Here is a 19,684-nt window from a genome sequence, read left to right as displayed (position 1 = left end):
GCAAGCATGAACGAAGCCGTCATTCCCTCCGCCGCCTTGCCCAAGGGCCCCTTCGGCCTGCGGCGCAATCTGCTGCCCGCCGTCCTGTTCCTGGCCTTCGCCCTGGCGCCGTTGGCGGTGGCCTTTGGGGCCGATCCCTTCTTCCAGTCGATCCTGATCCGGATCATGATCTTCGCCATCGCCGCCATTTCCCTGGACCTGATCCTGGGCTTCGGCGGCATGGTCAGCCTGGGCCATGCCGCCTTCATCGGCATCGGCGCCTATGCGGTCGGCATCCTCGCCTCGCACGGCATCGAGGAAGCCCATGTCCAGCTTCCCATCACTTTGGCCGTAGCGAGCCTGTTCGCCCTGGTGACGGGCGCCATCTCGCTGCGCACCAAGGGCGTCTATTTCATCATGATCACCCTGGCCTTCGCCCAGATGATCATGTTCTTCGCCACCTCGCTGTCGGCCTATGGCGGCGATGACGGCTTGACCATCTGGACCCGCAGTCAGGTCTTCGGCAGCGATATCCTGGGCAACCGGACGATCTTCTACTACGTCACCTTCGCCGTGATGCTGGGCTGCTACCTGCTGTGCCGGGCCATGGTCGTCTCGCGCTTCGGGCGGGTGCTGCGGGGCAGCAAGGAGAACCCGGTGCGGATGGAAGCCATCGGCTTCAGCCCCTACCGCTTCCAGCTCGCCGCCTATGTGATCGCCGGGATGATGTGCAGCCTCGCCGGTTTCCTGCTCGCCAACCAGGCGGAATTCGTCAGCCCGGCCTACATGTCCTGGCAGCGTTCGGGCGAATTGCTGATCATGGTCATCCTGGGCGGGCTGGGCTCGCTGCACGGCGCGGTGATCGGCGCGGCGGCTTTGCTGCTGCTGGAGGAAGGACTGGCCGGTTTTACCGAGCATTGGAAGATCATCCTCGGCCCGCTTCTGGTCCTCGTCGCCCTGTTCCTGCGCCAGGGCATCCTCGGCCTGCTGACGGGGAAGAAGAACAATGACTGACACACCCTTGCTGCGGCTGGATGGCCTGACCAAGCGCTATGGTGCCTTGCTGGTCACCGACAACGTGACGCTGGATTTCCCGGAAGGCGAATTGCACGCCATCCTGGGCCCGAACGGTGCCGGCAAGACGACGCTGATGCATCAGGTTTCGGGGCTGATCGACCCGGACGGCGGGCAGATCCTGTTCGAGGGGCGGGACGTCACCGCCCTGCCGATGCGCGAGCGGGTGCGCCGGGGCATCGCCCGGACCTTCCAGATCACCTCGATCCTGCCCGGCTTTTCGGCCCTGGAGAATGTGGCCCTGGCGGTGCAGGGGCGGTCGGGATCGAGCTTCCGCTTCTTCGGCATCGCCGCGTCCGAAAAGGCGCTGAACGAGGAAGCGGCCAAGCTGCTGTCGCTGGTCGGGCTGGGCGCGCGGATGGACATCCTGGCCGGGGCGCTTTCCCATGGTGAGAAGCGGGCACTGGAAATCGCCATCGCCCTGGCGACGCAGCCCCGCCTGCTGCTGCTGGACGAGCCCTTGGCGGGGATGGGCAACGAGGAATCGGCCCGCATGATCGAGATCCTCAAGCGCTTGAAGCAGGAGTACACCATCCTCCTGATCGAACATGACATGGATGCGGTCTTCGCCCTGGCCGACCGGGTGACGGTCCTGCTCTATGGCCGCGTGATCGCCACCGACACGCCCGATGCCGTCCGCGCCTCGCCCGAGGTCCGCGCCGCCTATCTGGGCGAGGATGCCGCCTGATGCTCTCTGTTTCCAATCTCGCCGCCGCCTATGGCGACAGCCAAGTCCTGTTCGACATTTCCTTCGAGATCGGCCAGGGCGAGGCCGTGACTCTGCTGGGCCGCAACGGTATGGGCAAGACCACCACGGTCAGCACCATCATGGGCCTGCTCAAGCCTCGCCACGGCATCGTGCGCTTCGAGGATGTGGTGATTTCGGGCCGCAAGCCCTATCAGATCGCCAGCGCCGGGATCGGACTGGTTCCGGAAGGACGGCAGGTCTTTCCCACACTGACCGTCGAGGAAAATCTGTATGCCACCTCGGCCAGCCGCTTCGGTCCGCCAAAATGGACGCTGGACAAGGTGTACGAGCTGTTTCCCCGGCTGAAGGAAAGACGTGGCAATCTCGGCTCGCAGCTTTCAGGGGGCGAGCAGCAGATGCTGGCCATCGGGCGCGCCCTGGCGACCAATCCCAAGCTGCTGATTCTCGACGAGGCTACCGAGGGTCTGTCTCCCCAGATGCGGGCAGAGATCTGGTCCTGCCTGAAGGCCTTGCGCGCCGACCGCCAGGCCATCCTGGTCATCGACAAGAATGTGGATGCCTTGACGGCCTTCGCCGACCGCCATGTGGTGATCGAGAAAGGGCGGGTCCGCTGGACCGGCACCAGCGCGGAACTGGCTGCCGATCCAACGGTGAAGGAGAGATTCCTGCACGTTTGAAACGGTGCGGGAATTAGCCCTCGAAGCCTTCCAGCACGATCTTGCCCTTGGCCTTGCCGCTTTCGATCAGGGCATGGGCGCGGATCAGGTTCTTGGCGTTGATCGTGCCGAAGATGTCGCTGAGCGTGGTGCGCAAGGTGCCGTCGTCGACGAGGCGCGAGACTTCCGCCAGAAGCTTGTGCTGTTCTTCGATATCGGCGGTGCCGAACAGGGAGCGGGTGAACATGAACTCCCAGTGAATCGACACGCTCTTGCGCTTCAGCAGCGAGATGTCGAGGCTGGCCGGATCGTCGATGAGGGCGAGGCGTCCCTGGGGCGCGATGCAGTTCGCGATCTCCGCCAGGTGCATGTCGGTATGGGTGGTCGAGAAGACATGGGCCGGGGCGCCGAGGCCGAGTGCTTCGATCTGCGCCGCCAGCGGCTTGCCGTGGTCGATCACATGATGGGCGCCCAGCGCCTTGCACCATTCCTGGGTTTCAGGACGCGAAGCGGTGGCGATGACGGTGACGTCCGAGAGTTTCCGGGCCAGCTGGATGGCGATGGAGCCGACGCCGCCCCCGCCACCGATGATCAGCACCGCCTTGGCGGCTCCGGGAATGACCGCATTCCGGATGTCCAGGCGGTCGAACAGGGTTTCCCAGGCGGTGATGGCGGTCAGCGGCAAGGCGGCAGCCTCGGCCCAGTTCAGCGAGGCGGGCTTCGGCCCCACGATCCGCTCGTCGACCAGATGATATTCCGCATTGGTGCCGGGGCGGTCGATGGCTCCGGCGTAGAAGACGGCGTCGCCGGGCTTGAACAGGCGCGCTTCGGGGCCGGTGGCGGTCACGATGCCGGCGGCGTCCCATCCCAGGACTTTCCACGATCCCGCTTCCGGCGTCGCCGTCTTGCGGACTTTGGTATCGACCGGATTCACCGAGACGGCGCGGATTTCCACCAGCAGGTCCCGGCCCTTCGGCTCCGGCTTGGGCAGGTCGATATCCTGAAGGGAGGCTTCGCCCGCGACGGGCGAGGGGGTTTGATAAGCTGTCGCACGCATGGCACGTCCTTTCGTTGATAAGGACGCAGATACGGAATATATGCGGAGTGCGCAAGAACGCACATTTTTCTACCATAGTATCAAAAAGGATACCGTGATGCCGCGAGTCCGCCACAAGAGTCTGGATTGCAGTCCGGGTTGTCCGGTCGAAGGCGTGCTGGCCCTGATCGGCGGCAAGTGGAAGGGCGTCATCCTTTACCACCTGCTGGAGGGGACACTGCGCTTCAACGAGTTGCGGCGGCGCCTGCCGAACGTCACCCAGCGCATGCTGACCAATCAGCTGCGCGAGCTGGAGGCCGACGGGCTGGTGATCCGCAAGGTCTATGCCGAGGTGCCGCCACGGGTGGAATACAGCCTGTCGCCGCTTGGTGGCAGCCTGTATCCCGTGATCATGGCCCTGAAGGACTGGGGCGATGCGCATTTCGAGCATCTGCCCACGCGGCAGACGGCGGCGCGGCGCGAAGAGGCCATGCCGGCCTGACGGGGAAGGGGACCCGGCGTTGCCGCCTCAGGGGCAGACGATCTGCTGGGCGACGGGCTGGGGAACGGGAATGTCCAGCAGGCAATGCAGGCCATCGGGGCGGAAACCGAGCTGGGCCTTGCCTTTCAGTTCATAGGCCAGGCCGTGCTCGATCAGCATGCGCCCGAAGCCCTTGCGCGAGGGGGGCTTGACCGGCGGGCCGCCTTCCTCGCGCCATTCCAGGCTCAGGCGCTGGTTGTCGTCCTGCAGGCGCCATGACACATGCACCCGGCCGCCGGGGCAGGACAGCGCACCGTATTTGGCGGCGTTGGTCGCCAGTTCGTGGAAGGCCATGCCAAGGGACAGGGCACCCTTGGGCGGCAGCGTGATCGGCGGGCCGTCGAGGGTGATGTTGCCGCGCTCCTCGTCCCAATAGGGGCGCAGTTCGGCCATCACCACGTCCTGCAGCTCGACGCCGGACCAACTGCGTTCGGCCAGCAGGTTATGGGTGGCAGCCAAAGCCTGGATGCGGCCCCGGAAGGTGCGCATGAAGCTGTCCAGGCTCTGGTTGCCCAGGCGGGTCTGGGCGGCCACGGACAGGACGGTGGCCAGCGTGTTCTTGACCCGGTGGCTGAGCTCGGCCATCAGCAGGTTCTGGTGCTGCTGGGCGCGCACGCGCTCGGTGATGTCCACCACCTCGATCACCGCCCGTCCGCCGTCATCCAGCGGCGAGACCGAGATCAGCACCGGCAGATGGCTGCCGTTGCGGCGGATCAGCACATCCTGGTGGTCGCGCAGGGGGCGGCCCTCGACGGCGCTGCGCGTCACCTCCCAACTGGCGGAATCGGAGGGGCTGCCGTTGGACAGGGTATGGTGCAGGCTGTCGTGCAGCGGTTTATCGGCGATTTCCTCGAGCACCCAGCCGGTCATGGCCTCGGCCGCCGGATTCATGAAGGTCGGCCTGCCTTCGCCGTCGAGCATGAACAGCCCCGCCGTGGCGTTGTCGGTGATGGTGCTGGTGATCTGGGCCTGGATGCGCAGGCGCTGGTTGGCTTCGGCCAGTTCCTCGGCCAGGGCGGCGCGCGCGGCGGCGGCTTCCATTTCGGCGCGCACCCGCATCGCCTCCATTTCCTTGGCGCGGAATTCCTCCAGCAGGCGGCGGTTCTGCTCCAGCAGGAAACGGCGGCGCGTCATGGCGCGCAGGCGGGCCTTCAGTGTCGCCGGCTCGGTGGCCGTGGTGACGTAGTCGTCGGCGCCCTGGCTCAGCAGTTCGGCCAGGGGATCGTCGTCGATCGGCCTTTCCACCACCACCAGCACCGACGGCGGCTGGTCGCCCTCGGCTTCCTTCGTCAGGCGGCAGAGTTCCATCCAGTCCATGTCGGTGAGTTCATGGCTGATCAGGACGTAATCCAGCCCATCCAGCAGGCCGACGGCCTCTTTGCCGGTGGTGCTGCGCAGGACTTCGCAGCCTTCTTCCGTCAGCAGGCCGGGTATCACTTCCTGTGCCAGGCGGCCTTCCCCGATCACCAGGGCGCGGGGGCGGCGCAGGCCGGTACCCAGGCGCAGGATATGCTGGCGCTGCTGGCGCGACTGCCGCAGCAGGTTGCGGACCCGCAGCAGCAGCAGGCTGGAATGGACGGATTTGGGCAGGAAATCGTCGGCCCCGCTATCCAGCCCCAGGCGCTGCGCGGCCGGGCTTTCGTCGGCCGTCAGCATCAGAACCGGGATGGCGATGGTATTGACGTTCAGCCGGATCTGGCGGCAGAGGTCGGCCCCGTCGATGCCGGGCAGGTGGTAATCGACGATGACGAGGTCGGGCAGGCTGCGGTTCAATTCGTCGAAGGCGGCCTCGCCGGTGGCGCAATGGGTGACGTCATAGCCCTGGCGCTCCAGGAACAGGCTGAGACGCAGGGCCTGGGTCGGGGAATCCTCGACAATGACGATGTGCTGTTTTTCACTCATTTACGTTTACGCCCCTCGCCGACGGTCAGTTGGCGGATACGCGGAGCGATGTCCGGCAACGGCAGGACTTCGCGTGCCGCCCCCAGGCGGCAGGCTGCCTGCGGCATTCCGAAGACGACGGCCGTGCTTTCGTCCTCGGCGATGGTCCAACCTCCGGCCTGGCGGAGTTCGAGCAAGCCGCGCGATCCGTCATCTCCCATGCCGGTCAGCTGCACGCCCAGGGCATGAGGCCCCTTGCTGTGGGCAACCGAGCGGAACATCAAATCCGCTGAGGGGCGATGGGCCCCCCAGGGCGGGGAGGACTCGAGACGGATATAATCCTCGACCAGGGTCAGATGGACGTCCGCCGGAGCCACATAGACAACGCCGGGCACCAATTTATCACCATTCGCGCCCATTTGCACCCGCAGCGGGGTGACTTCGTTGAGCCACTGGGTGAAAGCCTCGAGGAAACCGCCCAGCATATGCTGGACCAGAAGGATGGGGCGGGAGAAGTCCTTGCCCAGGCCGTCCAGGATCTGGACCACCGCCTGCGGCCCGCCGGTGGAGGCGGCGATGGCGACCACTTCGCAGCCGTCGTCCGGACAGGGCTGGTGGACGATGGGCTCGGCGGTGAGGCGCCGGCCGCGGATCTGGTGGACCACCTTGACCCGGCTCATCAGGACCAACTGGTCGCAGAGGCGTTTGGCGATGGTCCCATAGGCCCGGTTGCCCAATCCGACCGGCTTTTCCACGACGGTCAGGGCACCGGCGCGCAGGGCCTGCATGGCGATGTTCAGGTCGGGAGCGTGGATGTCGGCGGCCACCACCACGATGGGGGTGGGACGATGGGCCATGATTTCCAGCGTGGCATCGATGCCGCTCATGCCGGGCAGCCGGATATCCAGCGACACCACGTCCGGAGCCACGCGGTCGAGAATGGCCAGGGCTTCTTCGGCGGAACCCACCGCCGCCGCCACCTCCAGCCGGGGATCGTCGGAGATGATGTGGGCCAGGAGGGTCCTTACCACAGTCGAATCCTCGACGATCATCACACGTATTGGCTTCATATCAGCTGCCCGATGGTTTCGAGCAATTCCTTCTGGTCGAATTTACGTTTTACCACATAGGCATCGGCCCCGAGAGCCAGACCTTTGGCCTGGTCTTCGCGCCGTTCCAGCGAAGTCACGAGGATGACTGGGATCGACGACAAGGCCGGATCGGTCTTGATGGCTTGCAACAGGCCGAACCCATCTAGATGGGGCATCTGCACGTCGGTTACCACCAGGTCCACCGGTTCTGCACGCAACGAAGCCAGGGCTTCCATCCCGTCGACGGCGAGACGAACGCGATATCCATGGGCTTCGAGAATGCTTTTTTCCAGGGTTCTTGTGGTCAGGGAATCATCAACCACCAGGACAGTGGGAACCTTTTTGACCGGTGCCCGTTCGGATACTTCCAGCGCGGTAGCGGTGCGCCCGGCCAGTTGCATCAGGCGGAAGGGATTGAGCACCAGGGCCACGCTGCCGTCGTCGAGGATGACGCCGCCGCCCGCCGGGCTGGAGTCCAGCGGCAGGCCGCCCAGATCCTTCACCACCGCATCGCGCAGGCCCTCGAAGGCATCCACCGCAACGGCAAGGCGCCGCTCGCCCCAGCGCAGCACCACGAGATGCATCATCGCACCTTCCGCCTCGACATTGCTGCTCAGTCCCAGCAGCGAGGCCAGGGCGACAAGCTGGATCGGCCCCTCCGGGTTGGGCAGGGCGAGCGCCCCCTCGATGTGAAGAAGCTGGCTGCGCGGGATGCGTAGCAGGCGTTCGGCGCTGCTGGCGGGCAGGCCCCAGGAGCGGCCCTGCACACGCAGCAGCAACAGGCGCTGGGCGGTGGCCGAGAGCGGCACCAGGAGCACGAAGCTGGTCCCGCCGCCGGGCGCTTCCCGCGCCTCGGCGCTGCCATGCAGGCGCATGACGGCTTCGCGCACCACGGACAGGCCGATGCCGCGTCCGGACAGGTTGTTGACGCCTTGGCTGGTGGATAGGCCGGGGCTGAAGATCAGGTCGGCCACGCGGTCGCGGCTGATCGTCTCGGCTTCGGCGGGGGTCAGCAGGCCGCGCGCCGTGGCCGCTTCCAGGATGGCCTCTGGGTCGAGGCCTCGCCCGTCATCCTGGACCACCACCCGCAAGCGGCCCTCGACCGTGGACAGTTCCAGACGGATGGTGGCCGTTTCCGGCTTGCCCTTGGCCCGCCGCTCCTCGGGAGTCTCGACGCCGTGGCTGATGGCGTTGCGCAACAGATGCATGACGGGGGCCTTCAGCCCTTGCAGCACCATGCGGTCGGCTTCGACCTCCAGCCCGGTGGCCCGGAATTCCACCTGCTTGCCATGGTCGCGCGCCAGATCGCGGACCATCTTGCGGAAGCCGCTGAAGATGTTTTCCGCCGGGATCATGCGGGCGCGGCGGACTTCCTCGTGCAGGCTGCGTCCCAGGCGCTGGGATGACCACGAGACGGCGCTCTGGTGCCGCCGCACCTCGCGTCCCAGGCGCTGGGTCACGCGCAGGCGCTGTTCCACCCGGTCCATGTGCTGGGCGAGTTCGGAGCCGGTCGGGATGCCGTCACGCAGCCGCCGCCAGGCATTCTCCAGCTCGCCCAGGGCTTCATCCAGCCGTGCCAGATCGGCGCTCACCCGGTCCTGACGGCGCTGTTCGACCAGCAATTCGGTCACCGCGCCCAGCAGGGAATCCAGCCGTCCGGCGCCGACGCGGACCTGCTCGGCGGTACTTTCGCCCGCCAGTGCCGTTTCCGTGGCGGGCATGGGGGACGAAGACGGCGGTGGCGGTGTCGGGGGCGGGGAGGACGGAGGAGGAGGGGCCGACGACAAGGGGCGGCCGGACAGGACGGCTTCGATCTCGGCCATCAGGTCGGCGGGCGGCGGTGTGTCGGACTCCTCGAGGGGGGCGCTCGCCAGATCCTCGATGGCATCGAGAATCCGGCCGCTCAGCACCGCCACCGGGCCGGGCAAGGGCAACTCGCCTTCCTGCACGCGGGCGAAGAGGGTTTCCAGGCCATGGGCCACGGCCTCGACCGCCCCCAAATCGACGGCCCGGGCCGCACCCTTCAGGCTGTGGGCCTGACGGAACATCTCCTGCATGGCGTCGGCGCCGACCGCTTCGGGCGCCGCCAGCCGGGCTCGGATACCGTCGAGATATTCGCGGTATTCGCTGCGGAAGGCGTCCAGCAGGATTTGTCGGATATTCTCCGTCACAGACGGTATTTCTCCATGTTCCGGGCCAGCGACTCGCCCAGGGTCCGCAGGTTGCTCGAAGCCTTGGCCAGTTCATCGGTGCTGGTGGCCGTCTGCATGCTGGCCTGACGGATCTGGTGCAGGGCCTGGGCGATCTGCTCGAAGCCGATCTGCTGCTGGTTGGTCGCGCCGACCACCTGCTGGAAGGACCCGGCGCTTTCCTGGACGTCGCCGGCCATCTGGCGGATGAATTCCTCGGCCTGCAAGGTCTTCTCGCGTCCCGCCGTGACCCGCTTCAGTGCCTCTTCGGTCAGCATGACCGAGGTGTTGATGCCCTTCTGGGTCTGTTCCAGGATCGAGCGCACCTGCCGGGTGGCATCCTTGGACTGGTCGGCCAGGTTCTTGATCTCGTCGGCCACCACCGAGAAGCGGCGTCCCTGGTCGCGGGCATCGGCGGCTTCGATGGCGGCATTCAGCGCCACCAGGTTGGAGCGTTCGGCGATCTCGTTGACGCTGGCGATGATCTCGCCGACCGTCTGCATGCGCTCGCTGAGGCCGATGATGTTTTCGGCGACGCTTTCGGTCTGGCTGCGGATCGCTTCCATGGCCGCGGTGGAATCCTGCACCGCCTGAAGGCCCGAGGCGCCGGAAGCCGCCACGGTATCGGCGCTGGACGAAACGTCGCGGGCCATGTCGGCCACCTGGCGGGCGGACTGGCTCAGCTCTTCCACCGTGGCCGTGATCTCCTGCACCGCCGCCGCCTGCTGGCGGGTGGTCGCCGCCTGCTCCTGCACCGAGGACATGATGTCGTAGACGGCGGCCGAGAGGCGTTCCGCCGCTTGGCGGCTCTCCTGGGTGAGCATGCGCAGCGAGGACTGCATCTCGTTCAGCGCCCGGGACAGGATCGCCGTCTCATCCTCGCCCTGCACCTTCAAGGGCGGCGAGGTCAAATCGCCGGAGGCGATGGCACGGGCCATGTCGGCACCCCGTTGCAGGGGAGTGACGATGTTGCGGACCAGCATCCAGGTTCCCAGCAGGCCGATCACGGCGGCGCTCGCGCCGAGCAGGACCATCCATGAGGCGATGCGGTTCAGCGCATCGGCGGAGCGGTCGCTGCGCAATCTTGCGCTGTCGTCCGTCAGGGCGAGTAATTGGTCGAGGATGGCATTGGCATCGGACAAGGCGACGGGATCGACCGCATCGGGATTGGCGAGGATCGCGCTCATGGCCTGTTGCAGCTGCGTGGCGATCGTCCGCTGTTCCAGGAATTGCGCGCGTATATCGTCATAGGGAGTCGCATTGACCTGGATGCTTTCGCCCGTATCGGCATTCAGGACGACGGTGCCGCCATTGGCGAGTGCCGAGGCATTGCTGCGCAGGATGTCCAGCCAGACATGGCCACGTCTCGCCTCGCCCGTCTGCAACTGGTGCATAATGTCGATGTAGTAACGCTGCGCCAGATAGCGCTGCCGCCCGGTGACGTAATTTTCCTCGGTGGCGCTTTGCCGCTCGTTGATGGCCATGACCGTGAAGACGACGAGGACCACCAATACGCCGACGAACAACACGCAAAGGGACATCAGCTTGCCGCCGATCCTCAAGCGGTTCCAAAAGGAAAAGGTGGGAGAGGCCTGTTCGGGCATGGGTTACTCCGGCGTATGGCGAGTGGTCAGGAAGTCCAGGTCCAGGATCTGGTCGGGGGCAAGCAGGATGATGCCGTCCGTGGTGACGCCCTGGGTGAAGCGTCCGCCCTGTGGCGGCGGCGACAATTCCCCGAGCCGCATGCTGCCCAGCAGGGCTTCCACCCTGACGGCGACAGGTCCTTGCGGGCGGCGCAGGAACAGCAGGTGCGCCGGGGTGTCGGCCGGCGGCGGGGGCAGGCCCAGCATGCGGTGAAGGTCGAGAACGGGGCGGATGTCGCCGCGCTGGTTGGCCACGCCCAGGAGCATCTCGGGAGCGGCGGGAATCGGCGTGACGCTGGTCAGCGGCGCCACTTCGACCAAGGCGGACAGGGCCAGGGCATAGGAATCCTCGCGCAAGCGGAAGGCCAGGGCCGCTTCCCCCAGGACGGGCTTGATGCCGCGCGGCCGGGCCAGATGCTCGGCGCGTTCGCGGAACAGGCGGGACAGGTCGATCTCGTTGAGCATTACCCTTTCAGCCTTTGCAGATATTGGGCGGCCATCTCGCGCAGCTGCCCGGCGGTCAGGTCAGGCAGTTCCGGCAGGGGAGTATCGGCCTCGCGCCGGTCGGCCAGGGACAAGGCGTTGCGGAAGCTGCGCTGCGCCCCGTTCACATCCTGCCGGTGCAGCAGCAGCAGGGCGAGCTGGTAATGCGGCAGAGGTGAACGGCGGTCAAGGAATACCGATCGCCGCAAGGCGGTCTCGCTTTCGGCGAAACGCCCCGCCTGTTCCAGCAGCAGCGCACGGTAGTAATAGGCCCGGCCGTCCAGCGGATTGGCGCGCAGCATGGCATCGCAGGCGGCTTCGGCGGCGTCCCAGTCGCCCTTTTCCGCCAGTTCCAGCACCAGATGGGGTGCGGGCCTGGGGGCCGGGATGCGCGGCGGCGGCACATCCTTCTGGGCCGTCAAGGCCGATCTGGCCGATTGCCTGGCGGGCTTCTTGGGCGGAACCGTCTTGACGGCCCTGGTCCGTGAAGGCGGAGGGGAGGGCGGAGCCGCCGTCCGGGCAGGAAGCGCGGGCGGGGCGTAACCGGCTTCCTTGCGATAGATGATGGCGCCGGGCAGGCTGAGGGTGTGGAACTTGCGGAACAGGGCCAGATTGGGTTCGGAATGTCCCATGGCGAGCCAGCCGCCATCGGCCAGGCTTTCATGCAGCCGCGCGACCAGCGCCTCGGCCGTGGCGCGGTCGAAATAGATGATGACGTTGCGGCACAGGATCAGGTCGAAGCCGTTTTCGGGCTTGGGCGGCGGATCGGTGACTAGGTTGTGGGGGTAGAACCGCACCATGGACTTGATCTCGCGGCTGATCTCCCATTCGTCTCCGACCTGGTTGAACCAGCGTTCCCGGATCTCTTCGGGCACCGCGCGGAAGGACCAGGGGCCGAAGCGGCCGGTGCGGGCCAGGGCCAGGAATTTCCGGTTGATGTCCGTTCCATGGATATGGATGTTCCAGTCGGCCAGTTGCTTCCCGAAGCGTTCCTTGAGCAGGATCGCCACGGAATAGGCCTCCGGTCCGGTCGAGCAGCCCGCGCTCCAGACATTGATCTGCCGGATCGATTCGTTACGGCGCAGGATGTCCGGAATGATCTTCTGCTCCAGCGCCTCGAACTGGGCGTGATGGCGGAAGAAATAGGTTTCGCCGATGGTCAGTTCGGCGATCAGGATGTCCAGTTCGTCGGAGCCGCCTTCGGTCTCCAGCAATTCGAGATAGGCATCGCAATCGCGCAGACCGGTGGCGAGGAGGCGCCGCATCACCACATCGCAAAGGATGTCGTCGCGGTCGCGGTAGAAGGCCATGCCGGTGCTGCCCACCACCTTGTCCTTCAGCCGGTGATAGGACGGGTCGTTCTGGAGGAATTCCTCGGCCGTGGTCATGGTGCCTGGACATCCAGCAGGGCCAGCCGCGCCTGCTCCTGTTCGCGCAGGCTTTCGATGCGATGGCGCTCGGCCTCCAGCAGCAGGCGCCGGGGATCCAGGCGATGGATGCCGCCATTGGGGGCCGACAGGAAACCGTCGGCGCAGCCGTTGAAGCTGTTCTCGGCCTCGGCGGGCTTCCATACGGAGAGCGGAAGGCGGCGAAGCGCCCGGGCTTCGTCGGCCATGAGGGCCAAGGGCTCGCGCAGCACGATGATGACCGTGGAAAGGGTCGGCGGAACTTCCCGCAGTCCCAGCAGCAGGGCCAGGCGCAGCACCGGGATGGCCTGTCCCCCCAGGTCGAGCATTCCCTGCAGTGTCGCGGGCATGCCGGGAGGGCGCGCCAGGTCGGCCATGGGGACGATTTCCCGCACGCTGTCGGCGGGCAGGGCGCAGACCCTGTCGGAAAGTTGGAATTCCAGATAGGCGCGTTCAGCGTCTTCCGCCATGTTCCGGCATGTCCCTCAGACTTTACAGAAGGTCGCCACCATCAGTTTTTCCAGCTCTGATGGGTCATAGGGCTTGCGCAGCCGGGGACGGTCGCGAAGGTCATCGGGCAGGGCGGCGCCTTCATAGCCGGTGGTCAGAATGAAATCGATGTCTTTCTCGGCGAGGTAACGGGCTACCGGATAGACTGGCGAGCCGTTGAGATTGACATCCAGGATGGCACAATCGAACTCTTCCCGCCGAGCCAAGTCCAGGGCGGAGTCAATATCAGGGGCAGGCCCCAGGATCTCGCATCCAAGATCCTGCAGCACTGCTTCGAGGCCGATGGCGACGAGAAATTCATCTTCAACCACCAGCACCCGCAGTCCACTAAGACTGCTCATAGTATGATTCAATATTGATAAGCATGGTCTCTATGTCTCGCCTTTTTATCGAGGCCGCAACCCATCCAATGGTGGTGGTTTATGGCTATGGGCATAGTCAATAGTCTATGGGCGGGCGCGGTGGCCGGAAAAGGCGGGCGGCGAGACCTCTTTCCAGCAGCCCGGCGGCAGGTCCCGCAGGCACCAATCGCCCACCGCCCAGCGGATCAGGCGCAGGGTCGGCAGCCCCACGGCGGCGGTCATGCGGCGGACTTGCCGGTTGCGTCCCTCGCGCAGGGTCAGTTCGATCCACGAGGTCGGGATATTGGCGCGCCAACGGATCGGCGGGTCGCGCGGCCACAACCAGTCCGGCTCGTCGATCCGGCGCGCCCCTGCGGGCAAGGTTGGGCCGTCCTTCAGCATGAGGCCTTGGCGCAGGCTGTCCAGCGCCTGCTCGCTCGGCAGTCCTTCCACCTGGGCCAGATAGGTCTTGGGCATCTTGTTGCGCGGCTGGGCGATGCGCGCCTGCAAGGGGCCGTGATCGGTCAGCACCAGCAGGCCCTCGCTGTCGCGGTCCAGCCGCCCGGCGACATAGACGTCCTTGACCGGGATGAATTGCGCCAGGGTGTCGCGTCCGTGCTCGCGGTCGGTGAATTGCGACAGCACGTCATAGGGCTTGTTGAACAGGATCACCTTCATGGCGCGGTTCTTTCGGGCGTGTCCATCGACGCGGGCGCTGGCGCCGTCTTCGTCATGTCAAGGAGAGGGGGAAGGGAGGGGCCTGGATTTCCCAGGCTCACCCGGCCAGCTTGTCCGCCGCTTCCGCCAGCCAGCGGCGGAGGGCGGCGACGCTTTCGATATGGTATTCGGCCTTGGTGGGGCGCTCGCCGGGACTGCCGACGCGAATGGTGATCCCGCCCATCCGGCGGACCACGGCAAAGCCGTCTTCGTCGGTGACGTCGTCTCCGATGAAGACGGGGATGCGGCCGGCAAAAGGCGGCCGGCGCATCAGGGTTTCGACGGCGGTGCCCTTGTCATGGCCGTCGGGCCTGATCTCGTAGACCATCTTGCCCGCCAGGATCTGGTAGCCCGAAGCCAGGGCGCAGGCCTTCTCGGCGGCCTGGCGGGCGGCGTCCTGGTGGTGCGGAGCGGTGCGGTAGTGAAGGCCGACCGTCAGGCCCTTGTCCTCGACGAAGGTGCCGGGATGGGTCTCGGCGAATTCCCGCAGCACCGCCAGCATGGCCCGGGTCGTGTCCAGCGTCTGCGGGGGCAGGTCCGGATTCTCGCCCGGGATGTGGAGTTCCAGTCCATGGAGACCGGCGCAGACGGGATCGAGAGGGGCGAGCAGATGGCGGATGGTTTCCACTCTGCGGCCGCTGACCACGGCCAAGGCACCGCCGCTGCCGTCGCGCAGGCGGTTGAGGATCGGTACTAGGCCGGGCGGGACGGTCACGTCATCGGGATTGGGCACGATTTCGATCAGGGTTCCGTCCATGTCGAGGAACCAGGCCCAGTCGGCGCGGGGAATGGGAAGCATATCTCTGCCGTTTCCGGTTGAGGGGAGGCAGGTCAGCCTTTGACCTCGAGGCGCGCGGCGCGCTCCTGCTTCCGTAGCATATATTCCGCCAGGCGCGCCTTGCGATAGGCTTCGGCGATTTTCCGTGTCTCTTCACGATCAGCGGCGAGCTGGCGCTGGCGCTCCTCGCGCTGCTGGGCGGCCAGGCGGCGCTGCTCCTGGATGCGGGCCAGCATGGGGTCGATGCGGGTTTCCGCCGGCGGCGCGGACAAGGCGGCGAAGGTGCCGGGGGTGTTGGTCACCGCGTCCCAGGCGGCCATCAGCTTTTCCCGATAGCGGGCCGCCAGTTCCGGGGTCTGGGAATGGTAATAAGAGGCGGCGGTGGGCCAATGGCCGGTGCTGGCATGCAGGTTCTTCAGGAAGCGCGCGGCATAGGCCACGTTGTGGGCCGGGTCGAAGGCCTCTTCCAGGTTATCGAAGGCATCGGGATGGTAATGCAGGTTGATCTGCATGCAGCCCACATCGATATTACGCACGCCCTTGGCTTTCAGGGCGCGGACCTCGGCAATGGCGGCCTCCTTGGTAGGCAAAAATCTCCCCTTGCCCTCGGCCATCACCGTCCAGGGCCAGGCAATACTTGCCCGGCGTTCGGAATCCCATCGTCCGGATTCGACGATGGAGATGGCGTCGAGAAGATGCTTGGGAATGCCGTTCAGGCGTTCGTGCTTGGCCGTCTGTTCCGCACACAAGGCCCCGGTTTGCTGGGCTTGGGCGGAAAAGGGGGCGGACAGGGCGAAACAGGACAGAAGGGCGGCGAGTGCGATCCTGCGCGTCCGTCGCCTCTGAACCCCCATTTCGCCCTCCTTTGCCTCAAAAAGTTGCTGCGCAATGTTAAGCAATTGCCGTGCCAATGCCTAAAAAGTGCGCTCTGCTGAAAATGCATATCAGCGATGCAGGGGCAAAACTCTAGGATTTCCGCCATTTTTCGGAATCGGTAGCATGTTTGCGAAAGATTCATCTTGCAATGCAGCACCGGAATCAATAACTTTTGCACTGCAGCAAACGGATGGTCCTACGGACTGTCACTTGTCTGCCTTTCTTGGACGTTTCCTCCCTAAACTTGGACCGGGGTCTCCCCGGTCCCTTTTTTTTGCCCGAAACGCGGTAAAAACCCAATTAAAACAACGATCTATGCTCATCTGTGCGTTCGGCCTGGAAAGGGCTGAAAATGGTCGTGTATGTGGGGCTCATTCGCGCAAGGCTGTCTGAATGAAGCGTTCGGCCTTGCCGTTGGTCTTGGGCGTATGGGGCCTGGTGCGGACGTGCTTCAAGCCATGGGCGGCGCAGGCCTTGCGGAACTTGTAGCGCGAACCGTTGTCGGTCATGACGCGGGTAACCGTAACGCCGAGACTGGCGTAATAAGCCGCCGCCGCGTCCAGGAAGGCGACCACGCTTTCCTTCTTCTCGTCAGACATGATCCCAACGCCGAGCCCCCGGGCTAACTGGCCAATCGGCTTGCGTGCCATGACGTCCTGAACGACTAGGCGGTCATCGAATCACAATCCTGCCTTCGGTGCGAAGGTCTCCAGGGTGAGCTGCAAAAGCAGAGGGCGGCTTGCCCAAGATGCGACGGAACATGGTGGAGAATGTCGCCGGGCTTTCGTAGCCCATCTCGAGAGCAATGCTTGTTACGGACTTGCCTTCAGCGAGTTGAGACAATGACATGGTGACACATGCTCGTTGCCGCCATTGCTGGAAACTCAGTCCCGTCTGGGTATGAAACTTTCGACTGAAGGTCCTGCGGCTGACGTTGAGGCGAGCGGCCCACTCCTCCGGCGCGCTATGGATAGAAGGTGCTCGCAGGAAATCCTCGCACAACAATGAAAGCGGGCCTTGGTCGGGCATAGGTAATTGCAGATCAATGCTGGGTGCTTCTGCGAGTTCATGAAGCAGAAGCGATACAAGTGCGGCATCACGTCCACCTTCCTTGTATCGCAAAGGCATGTGCACAGCTTCGAGCAAAAGCTGCCGGAGCAAGGCTCCTACATGCAGAACCTCGCAAGAACGGCCAGGACGCACAGTCAGCTCCGGCTCGATATAGAGGCTGCGAGTGCTTGCTCCTAACATCAGCACCCTATGAATCTCTCCGGCAGGTATCCATACGCCTCGTTGAACTGGAACGACCCAGGTCTGCGACTTCGTATCGACCTTCATGGAGCCACTAACGCTGTAAAGCAGTTGCGCCCGGGAATGCTCGTGCCAGTCCAGCAGCGTGCCATGCGCATAGTCAGTCCCGAGTGCGATCAACGGCACATCGTCAGTCTCGATCGCTACGAGGGGAATGTTCTTGGGCACATATGGCTCCGTTGGCCAAATCTCAAACAACATTGGCCGGCATTCGATTGTGGGTCAAGCCTATGTGCCATTATTATGGCTTATCCCAGTGAAAACAGAGACTTCCTGAATGACTATCTATCTCCTGCTTGCTGTATTCGGTGTTGGATCAGGAATCACCACCGTCTTGTTCGGTTTTGGTGGCGGGTTTGTTACTGTTCCGCTGATATATTTGCTCATTACACATGCCGAGCATTATGGCGCCCTAAAAAGTGAGAATGCCATGCAAATGGCTGTTGCGACATCTACCTGCGTGATGATCGCCACCTCTGCAATCGCAACATGGCAACACGCGAAGCGAGGAAATATCATCACCAGTCAGATTTGGCCCATGGCCGTTTTTATCGGAGTTGGAGCCTTTATCGGAGCTCAGCTCGCGACCATCGTGAGCAGTAATGCCGTGAAGTGGGCCTTTGTTATTTATCTCGGGCTGACAATTATAGACTGTTTGTTGCGCGATGGCTTTATCCGCCGGAACCAAGCGCAAAACCTCGTTTCACCACCGACGGCCATAATGAGCGGCGGGTTTGGTATCGGTATCGGCATCGTTGCAGCATTTCTAGGAGTGGGTGGCAGTGTCATGACCGTCCCTCTGATGCGCCGCCGCGGGATGGATATGACCAAGGCGACGGCAATGGCCAATCCACTTACCGTGCCGGTCGCCTTCTCAGCGACTATTACCTACATGCTCTCGGCTCCCACAAGCCCGATCGCTCAAACCGCGTGGCAAATCGGTTATGTTGATCTTGCCGCGTTTCTGGTTCTCATCTGTGGTGCCCTCGTAGGGATGCGGGCGGCATTACCGATGGTCGGGCGAATACCCGACGCCATACATGCTAAGATCTACATCTTCCTGTTGGTTCTGGTTCTGCTTGCCATGATCATTTGAAACGGTCATCCAACAGGAAAGATGCCCTCTCCATTAAGAGTCATAAGGTGTCGCATCATAAGGTGTCGCAGGATTTGGAATTTTTGCGACAAGCAGACTGCATCGCCACAACCGACAGTTACTGGTTGTGAGGCCTGACCCTAGGGTGCGTTTAATCGCTGTCTTGCCCACGAAATCTCGATGGGCCGTAATTGCTTTCGGTACTATCACGAAGACGATGTCACGATCTGTTCCCGTCCGCTGCATGCCCGGTGGCAGTGCCGTCTTTCTCGCCCTTTTGCCCCACATGTAAACCGCGTGGGGCGGAACGATAGTGTTTCCAAGGGGGGGCAGACCCAAGACCCTGAAGACATCTCCATCCTAAACTTGGACCGGGGTCTCCCCGGTCCCTTTTTTTGCCCGAAGCGATCCGCCCGGCAGGGATGCGTCTGCCGCAGGCTGCTTTTTCATCCTGGGAAATATTTCCGCCAGAAATGGCAAGCGCAGGAAAAGACCGGGCCGCAGACTCTTTCGGTCCGGGGAAAAGCTTATATAATCCACACCTTTACAAAACCATCCCAGCCCTAGGGCCGGGACGGCGGAATCGGGCCGGCCATTCATCCGACCGGGCCATGCGCCATCAAAGGAGGCAAGGAATGATTGATCTCTATTACTGGCCGACGCCGAACGGTCACAAGGTGACCCTGTTCCTGGAAGAGGCCGGACTCGAGTACAAGATCCACCCGGTGAATATCGGGGCCGGCGACCAGTTCAAGCCGGACTTCCTGGCCATCTCTCCCAACAACCGCATGCCCGCTATCGTCGATCATGCGCCCGCCGATGGCGGCGAGCCGATCTCGATCTTCGAATCGGGGGCGATCCTGCTCTATCTGGCCGAAAAGACCGGCTCCTTCCTGCCCCAGGACCTGCGCGGCCGCAAGACGGTCATGGAATGGCTGTTCTGGCAGGTCGGCGGCCTCGGCCCGATGGCCGGGCAGAACCATCACTTCGTGCAATACGCGCCCGAGCGCATTCCCTATGCGATGGAGCGCTACGTCAAGGAAACCAACCGGCTGTACGGCGTGCTCAACAAGCGCTTGGAGGGCCGGGAATTCATCGCCGGCGACGTCTACAGCATCGCCGACATGGCCTGCTATCCCTGGATCGTGCCGTGGGAGCGCCAGCAGCAGGACCTGAACGCCTTCCCCAACCTCAAGCGCTGGTTCGAGGCGATCCGCCAGCGGCCGGCGACCGCCGCGGCCTATGCCAAGGGCGAGCCCTGGAGCAGCGCGAAGCCCATGAGCGACGAGGACAAGAAGGTCCTGTTCGGCCAGACGTCCGATAATGTGAAGCGCTGACGGTTTCAGGAAAGCACGCAAGCGCAGGAT

Annotated in this window: 19 protein-coding genes and 1 pseudogene; 6 read left to right on the top strand and 14 right to left on the bottom strand. The window is 64.2% G+C overall.

Translation table 11 applies throughout. The annotated features are described in order from the left end of the window. Nucleotides 1-6: 6 nt before the first annotated feature. The 3 genes from EPD66_RS06180 to EPD66_RS06170 are packed head-to-tail and all read left to right on the top strand — an operon-like array spanning nucleotide 7 to nucleotide 2,439. On the top strand, nucleotides 7-993 hold the full coding sequence (locus tag EPD66_RS06180; protein ID WP_142847618.1) for a branched-chain amino acid ABC transporter permease: 987 nt from the start codon (nucleotides 7-9) through the stop codon (nucleotides 991-993). After that, nucleotides 986-1,741 carry an ABC transporter ATP-binding protein gene (locus EPD66_RS06175; RefSeq protein WP_142847617.1) on the top strand — a complete coding sequence of 252 codons (756 nt, stop codon included), beginning with the start codon at nucleotides 986-988 and terminating at the stop codon, nucleotides 1,739-1,741. The genes EPD66_RS06180 and EPD66_RS06175 overlap by 8 nt, the downstream gene beginning before the upstream one ends. After that, a complete protein-coding gene (locus tag EPD66_RS06170) occupies nucleotides 1,741-2,439 on the top strand; it encodes an ABC transporter ATP-binding protein (protein WP_142847616.1) in 699 nt (232 codons plus the stop codon). Before EPD66_RS06175 ends, EPD66_RS06170 begins: the two co-directional genes overlap by 1 nt. A 13-nt stretch (nucleotides 2,440-2,452) precedes the next feature. Here the strand turns inward: EPD66_RS06170 and EPD66_RS06165 are convergent, their stop codons facing one another. After that, complete coding sequence (locus EPD66_RS06165) at nucleotides 2,453-3,475, bottom strand: zinc-binding alcohol dehydrogenase family protein (protein ID WP_142847615.1); 1,023 nt, start codon at nucleotides 3,473-3,475, stop codon at nucleotides 2,453-2,455. Nucleotides 3,476-3,572: 97 nt separating this feature from the next. On the opposite strand from EPD66_RS06165, the gene EPD66_RS06160 reads away from it, so the two are divergent. Further along, the gene (locus EPD66_RS06160; RefSeq protein ID WP_185961281.1) at nucleotides 3,573-3,956 is read left to right on the top strand and encodes a helix-turn-helix domain-containing protein; all 384 of its coding nucleotides are present in this window, start codon (nucleotides 3,573-3,575) and stop codon (nucleotides 3,954-3,956) included. A 27-nt stretch (nucleotides 3,957-3,983) separates the two neighbouring features. On the opposite strand, the gene EPD66_RS06155 is transcribed toward EPD66_RS06160, so the two are convergent. From EPD66_RS06155 to EPD66_RS06095, 13 genes and pseudogenes are all read right to left on the bottom strand, one after another. Beyond that, nucleotides 3,984-5,897 (bottom strand): response regulator, encoded by a 1,914-nt coding sequence (locus EPD66_RS06155; RefSeq protein WP_142847613.1) that lies wholly within the window; start codon nucleotides 5,895-5,897, stop codon nucleotides 3,984-3,986. After that, nucleotides 5,894-6,946 carry a chemotaxis-specific protein-glutamate methyltransferase CheB gene (gene cheB / locus EPD66_RS06150; RefSeq protein WP_255448386.1) on the bottom strand — a complete coding sequence of 351 codons (1,053 nt, stop codon included), beginning with the start codon at nucleotides 6,944-6,946 and terminating at the stop codon, nucleotides 5,894-5,896. The genes EPD66_RS06155 and cheB overlap by 4 nt, the downstream gene beginning before the upstream one ends. Beyond that, nucleotides 6,943-9,138, bottom strand: a complete 2,196-nt coding sequence (locus EPD66_RS06145) for a response regulator (protein WP_142847612.1) — start codon at nucleotides 9,136-9,138, stop codon at nucleotides 6,943-6,945. Before EPD66_RS06145 ends, cheB begins: the two co-directional genes overlap by 4 nt. Beyond that, nucleotides 9,135-10,760 (bottom strand): methyl-accepting chemotaxis protein, encoded by a 1,626-nt coding sequence (locus EPD66_RS06140; RefSeq protein WP_142847611.1) that lies wholly within the window; start codon nucleotides 10,758-10,760, stop codon nucleotides 9,135-9,137. Before EPD66_RS06140 ends, EPD66_RS06145 begins: the two co-directional genes overlap by 4 nt. A gap of 3 nt (nucleotides 10,761-10,763) precedes the next feature. Beyond that, a complete protein-coding gene (locus tag EPD66_RS06135; RefSeq protein WP_142847610.1) occupies nucleotides 10,764-11,264 on the bottom strand; it encodes a chemotaxis protein CheW in 501 nt (166 codons plus the stop codon). After that, nucleotides 11,264-12,670, bottom strand: a complete 1,407-nt coding sequence (locus EPD66_RS06130; RefSeq protein ID WP_185961280.1) for a protein-glutamate O-methyltransferase CheR — start codon at nucleotides 12,668-12,670, stop codon at nucleotides 11,264-11,266. Before EPD66_RS06130 ends, EPD66_RS06135 begins: the two co-directional genes overlap by 1 nt. Next, entirely contained in the window at nucleotides 12,667-13,158 is a 492-nt protein-coding gene (locus EPD66_RS06125; RefSeq protein ID WP_142847608.1) for a chemotaxis protein CheW, read from the bottom strand. The genes EPD66_RS06130 and EPD66_RS06125 overlap by 4 nt, the downstream gene beginning before the upstream one ends. 15 nt (nucleotides 13,159-13,173) lie before the next feature. Next, nucleotides 13,174-13,539, bottom strand: a complete 366-nt coding sequence (locus EPD66_RS06120) for a response regulator (protein ID WP_142847607.1) — start codon at nucleotides 13,537-13,539, stop codon at nucleotides 13,174-13,176. Nucleotides 13,540-13,644: 105 nt separating this feature from the next. Continuing rightward, nucleotides 13,645-14,217 carry an rRNA large subunit pseudouridine synthase E gene (locus EPD66_RS06115; protein ID WP_142847606.1) on the bottom strand — a complete coding sequence of 191 codons (573 nt, stop codon included), beginning with the start codon at nucleotides 14,215-14,217 and terminating at the stop codon, nucleotides 13,645-13,647. 97 nt (nucleotides 14,218-14,314) lie between these two features. After that, nucleotides 14,315-15,055 (bottom strand): trehalose-phosphatase, encoded by a 741-nt coding sequence (otsB, locus tag EPD66_RS06110; protein ID WP_142847605.1) that lies wholly within the window; start codon nucleotides 15,053-15,055, stop codon nucleotides 14,315-14,317. Between the two features lie 32 nt (nucleotides 15,056-15,087). Continuing rightward, nucleotides 15,088-15,888, bottom strand: a complete 801-nt coding sequence (locus EPD66_RS06105) for a transglycosylase SLT domain-containing protein (protein WP_142847604.1) — start codon at nucleotides 15,886-15,888, stop codon at nucleotides 15,088-15,090. Nucleotides 15,889-16,284: 396 nt separating this feature from the next. Then, nucleotides 16,285-16,512, bottom strand: a pseudogene (locus tag EPD66_RS06100) (IS481 family transposase); the annotation flags it as partial. A 70-nt stretch (nucleotides 16,513-16,582) separates the two neighbouring features. Continuing rightward, nucleotides 16,583-17,389 (bottom strand): helix-turn-helix domain-containing protein, encoded by an 807-nt coding sequence (locus EPD66_RS06095; RefSeq protein WP_255448385.1) that lies wholly within the window; start codon nucleotides 17,387-17,389, stop codon nucleotides 16,583-16,585. 109 nt (nucleotides 17,390-17,498) lie between these two features. Here EPD66_RS06095 and EPD66_RS06090 point away from each other — a divergent pair, with 109 nt between their 5' ends. Together EPD66_RS06090 and EPD66_RS06085 are read left to right on the top strand one after the other, a co-directional pair. Beyond that, entirely contained in the window at nucleotides 17,499-18,317 is an 819-nt protein-coding gene (locus EPD66_RS06090) for a sulfite exporter TauE/SafE family protein (protein ID WP_142847602.1), read from the top strand. Between the two features lie 635 nt (nucleotides 18,318-18,952). After that, nucleotides 18,953-19,654 (top strand): glutathione binding-like protein, encoded by a 702-nt coding sequence (locus tag EPD66_RS06085; protein WP_142847601.1) that lies wholly within the window; start codon nucleotides 18,953-18,955, stop codon nucleotides 19,652-19,654. The last annotated feature ends 30 nt before the right edge of the window (nucleotides 19,655-19,684 follow it).

This window comes from Telmatospirillum sp. J64-1, from assembly GCF_006980715.1.
Taxonomy (GTDB): domain Bacteria; phylum Pseudomonadota; class Alphaproteobacteria; order Rhodospirillales; family Magnetospirillaceae; genus Oleiliquidispirillum; species Oleiliquidispirillum nitrogeniifigens.
The sequence above is the reverse complement of the archived record's forward strand: the minus strand, read 5'-3'. Positions and strand labels throughout refer to the sequence as shown.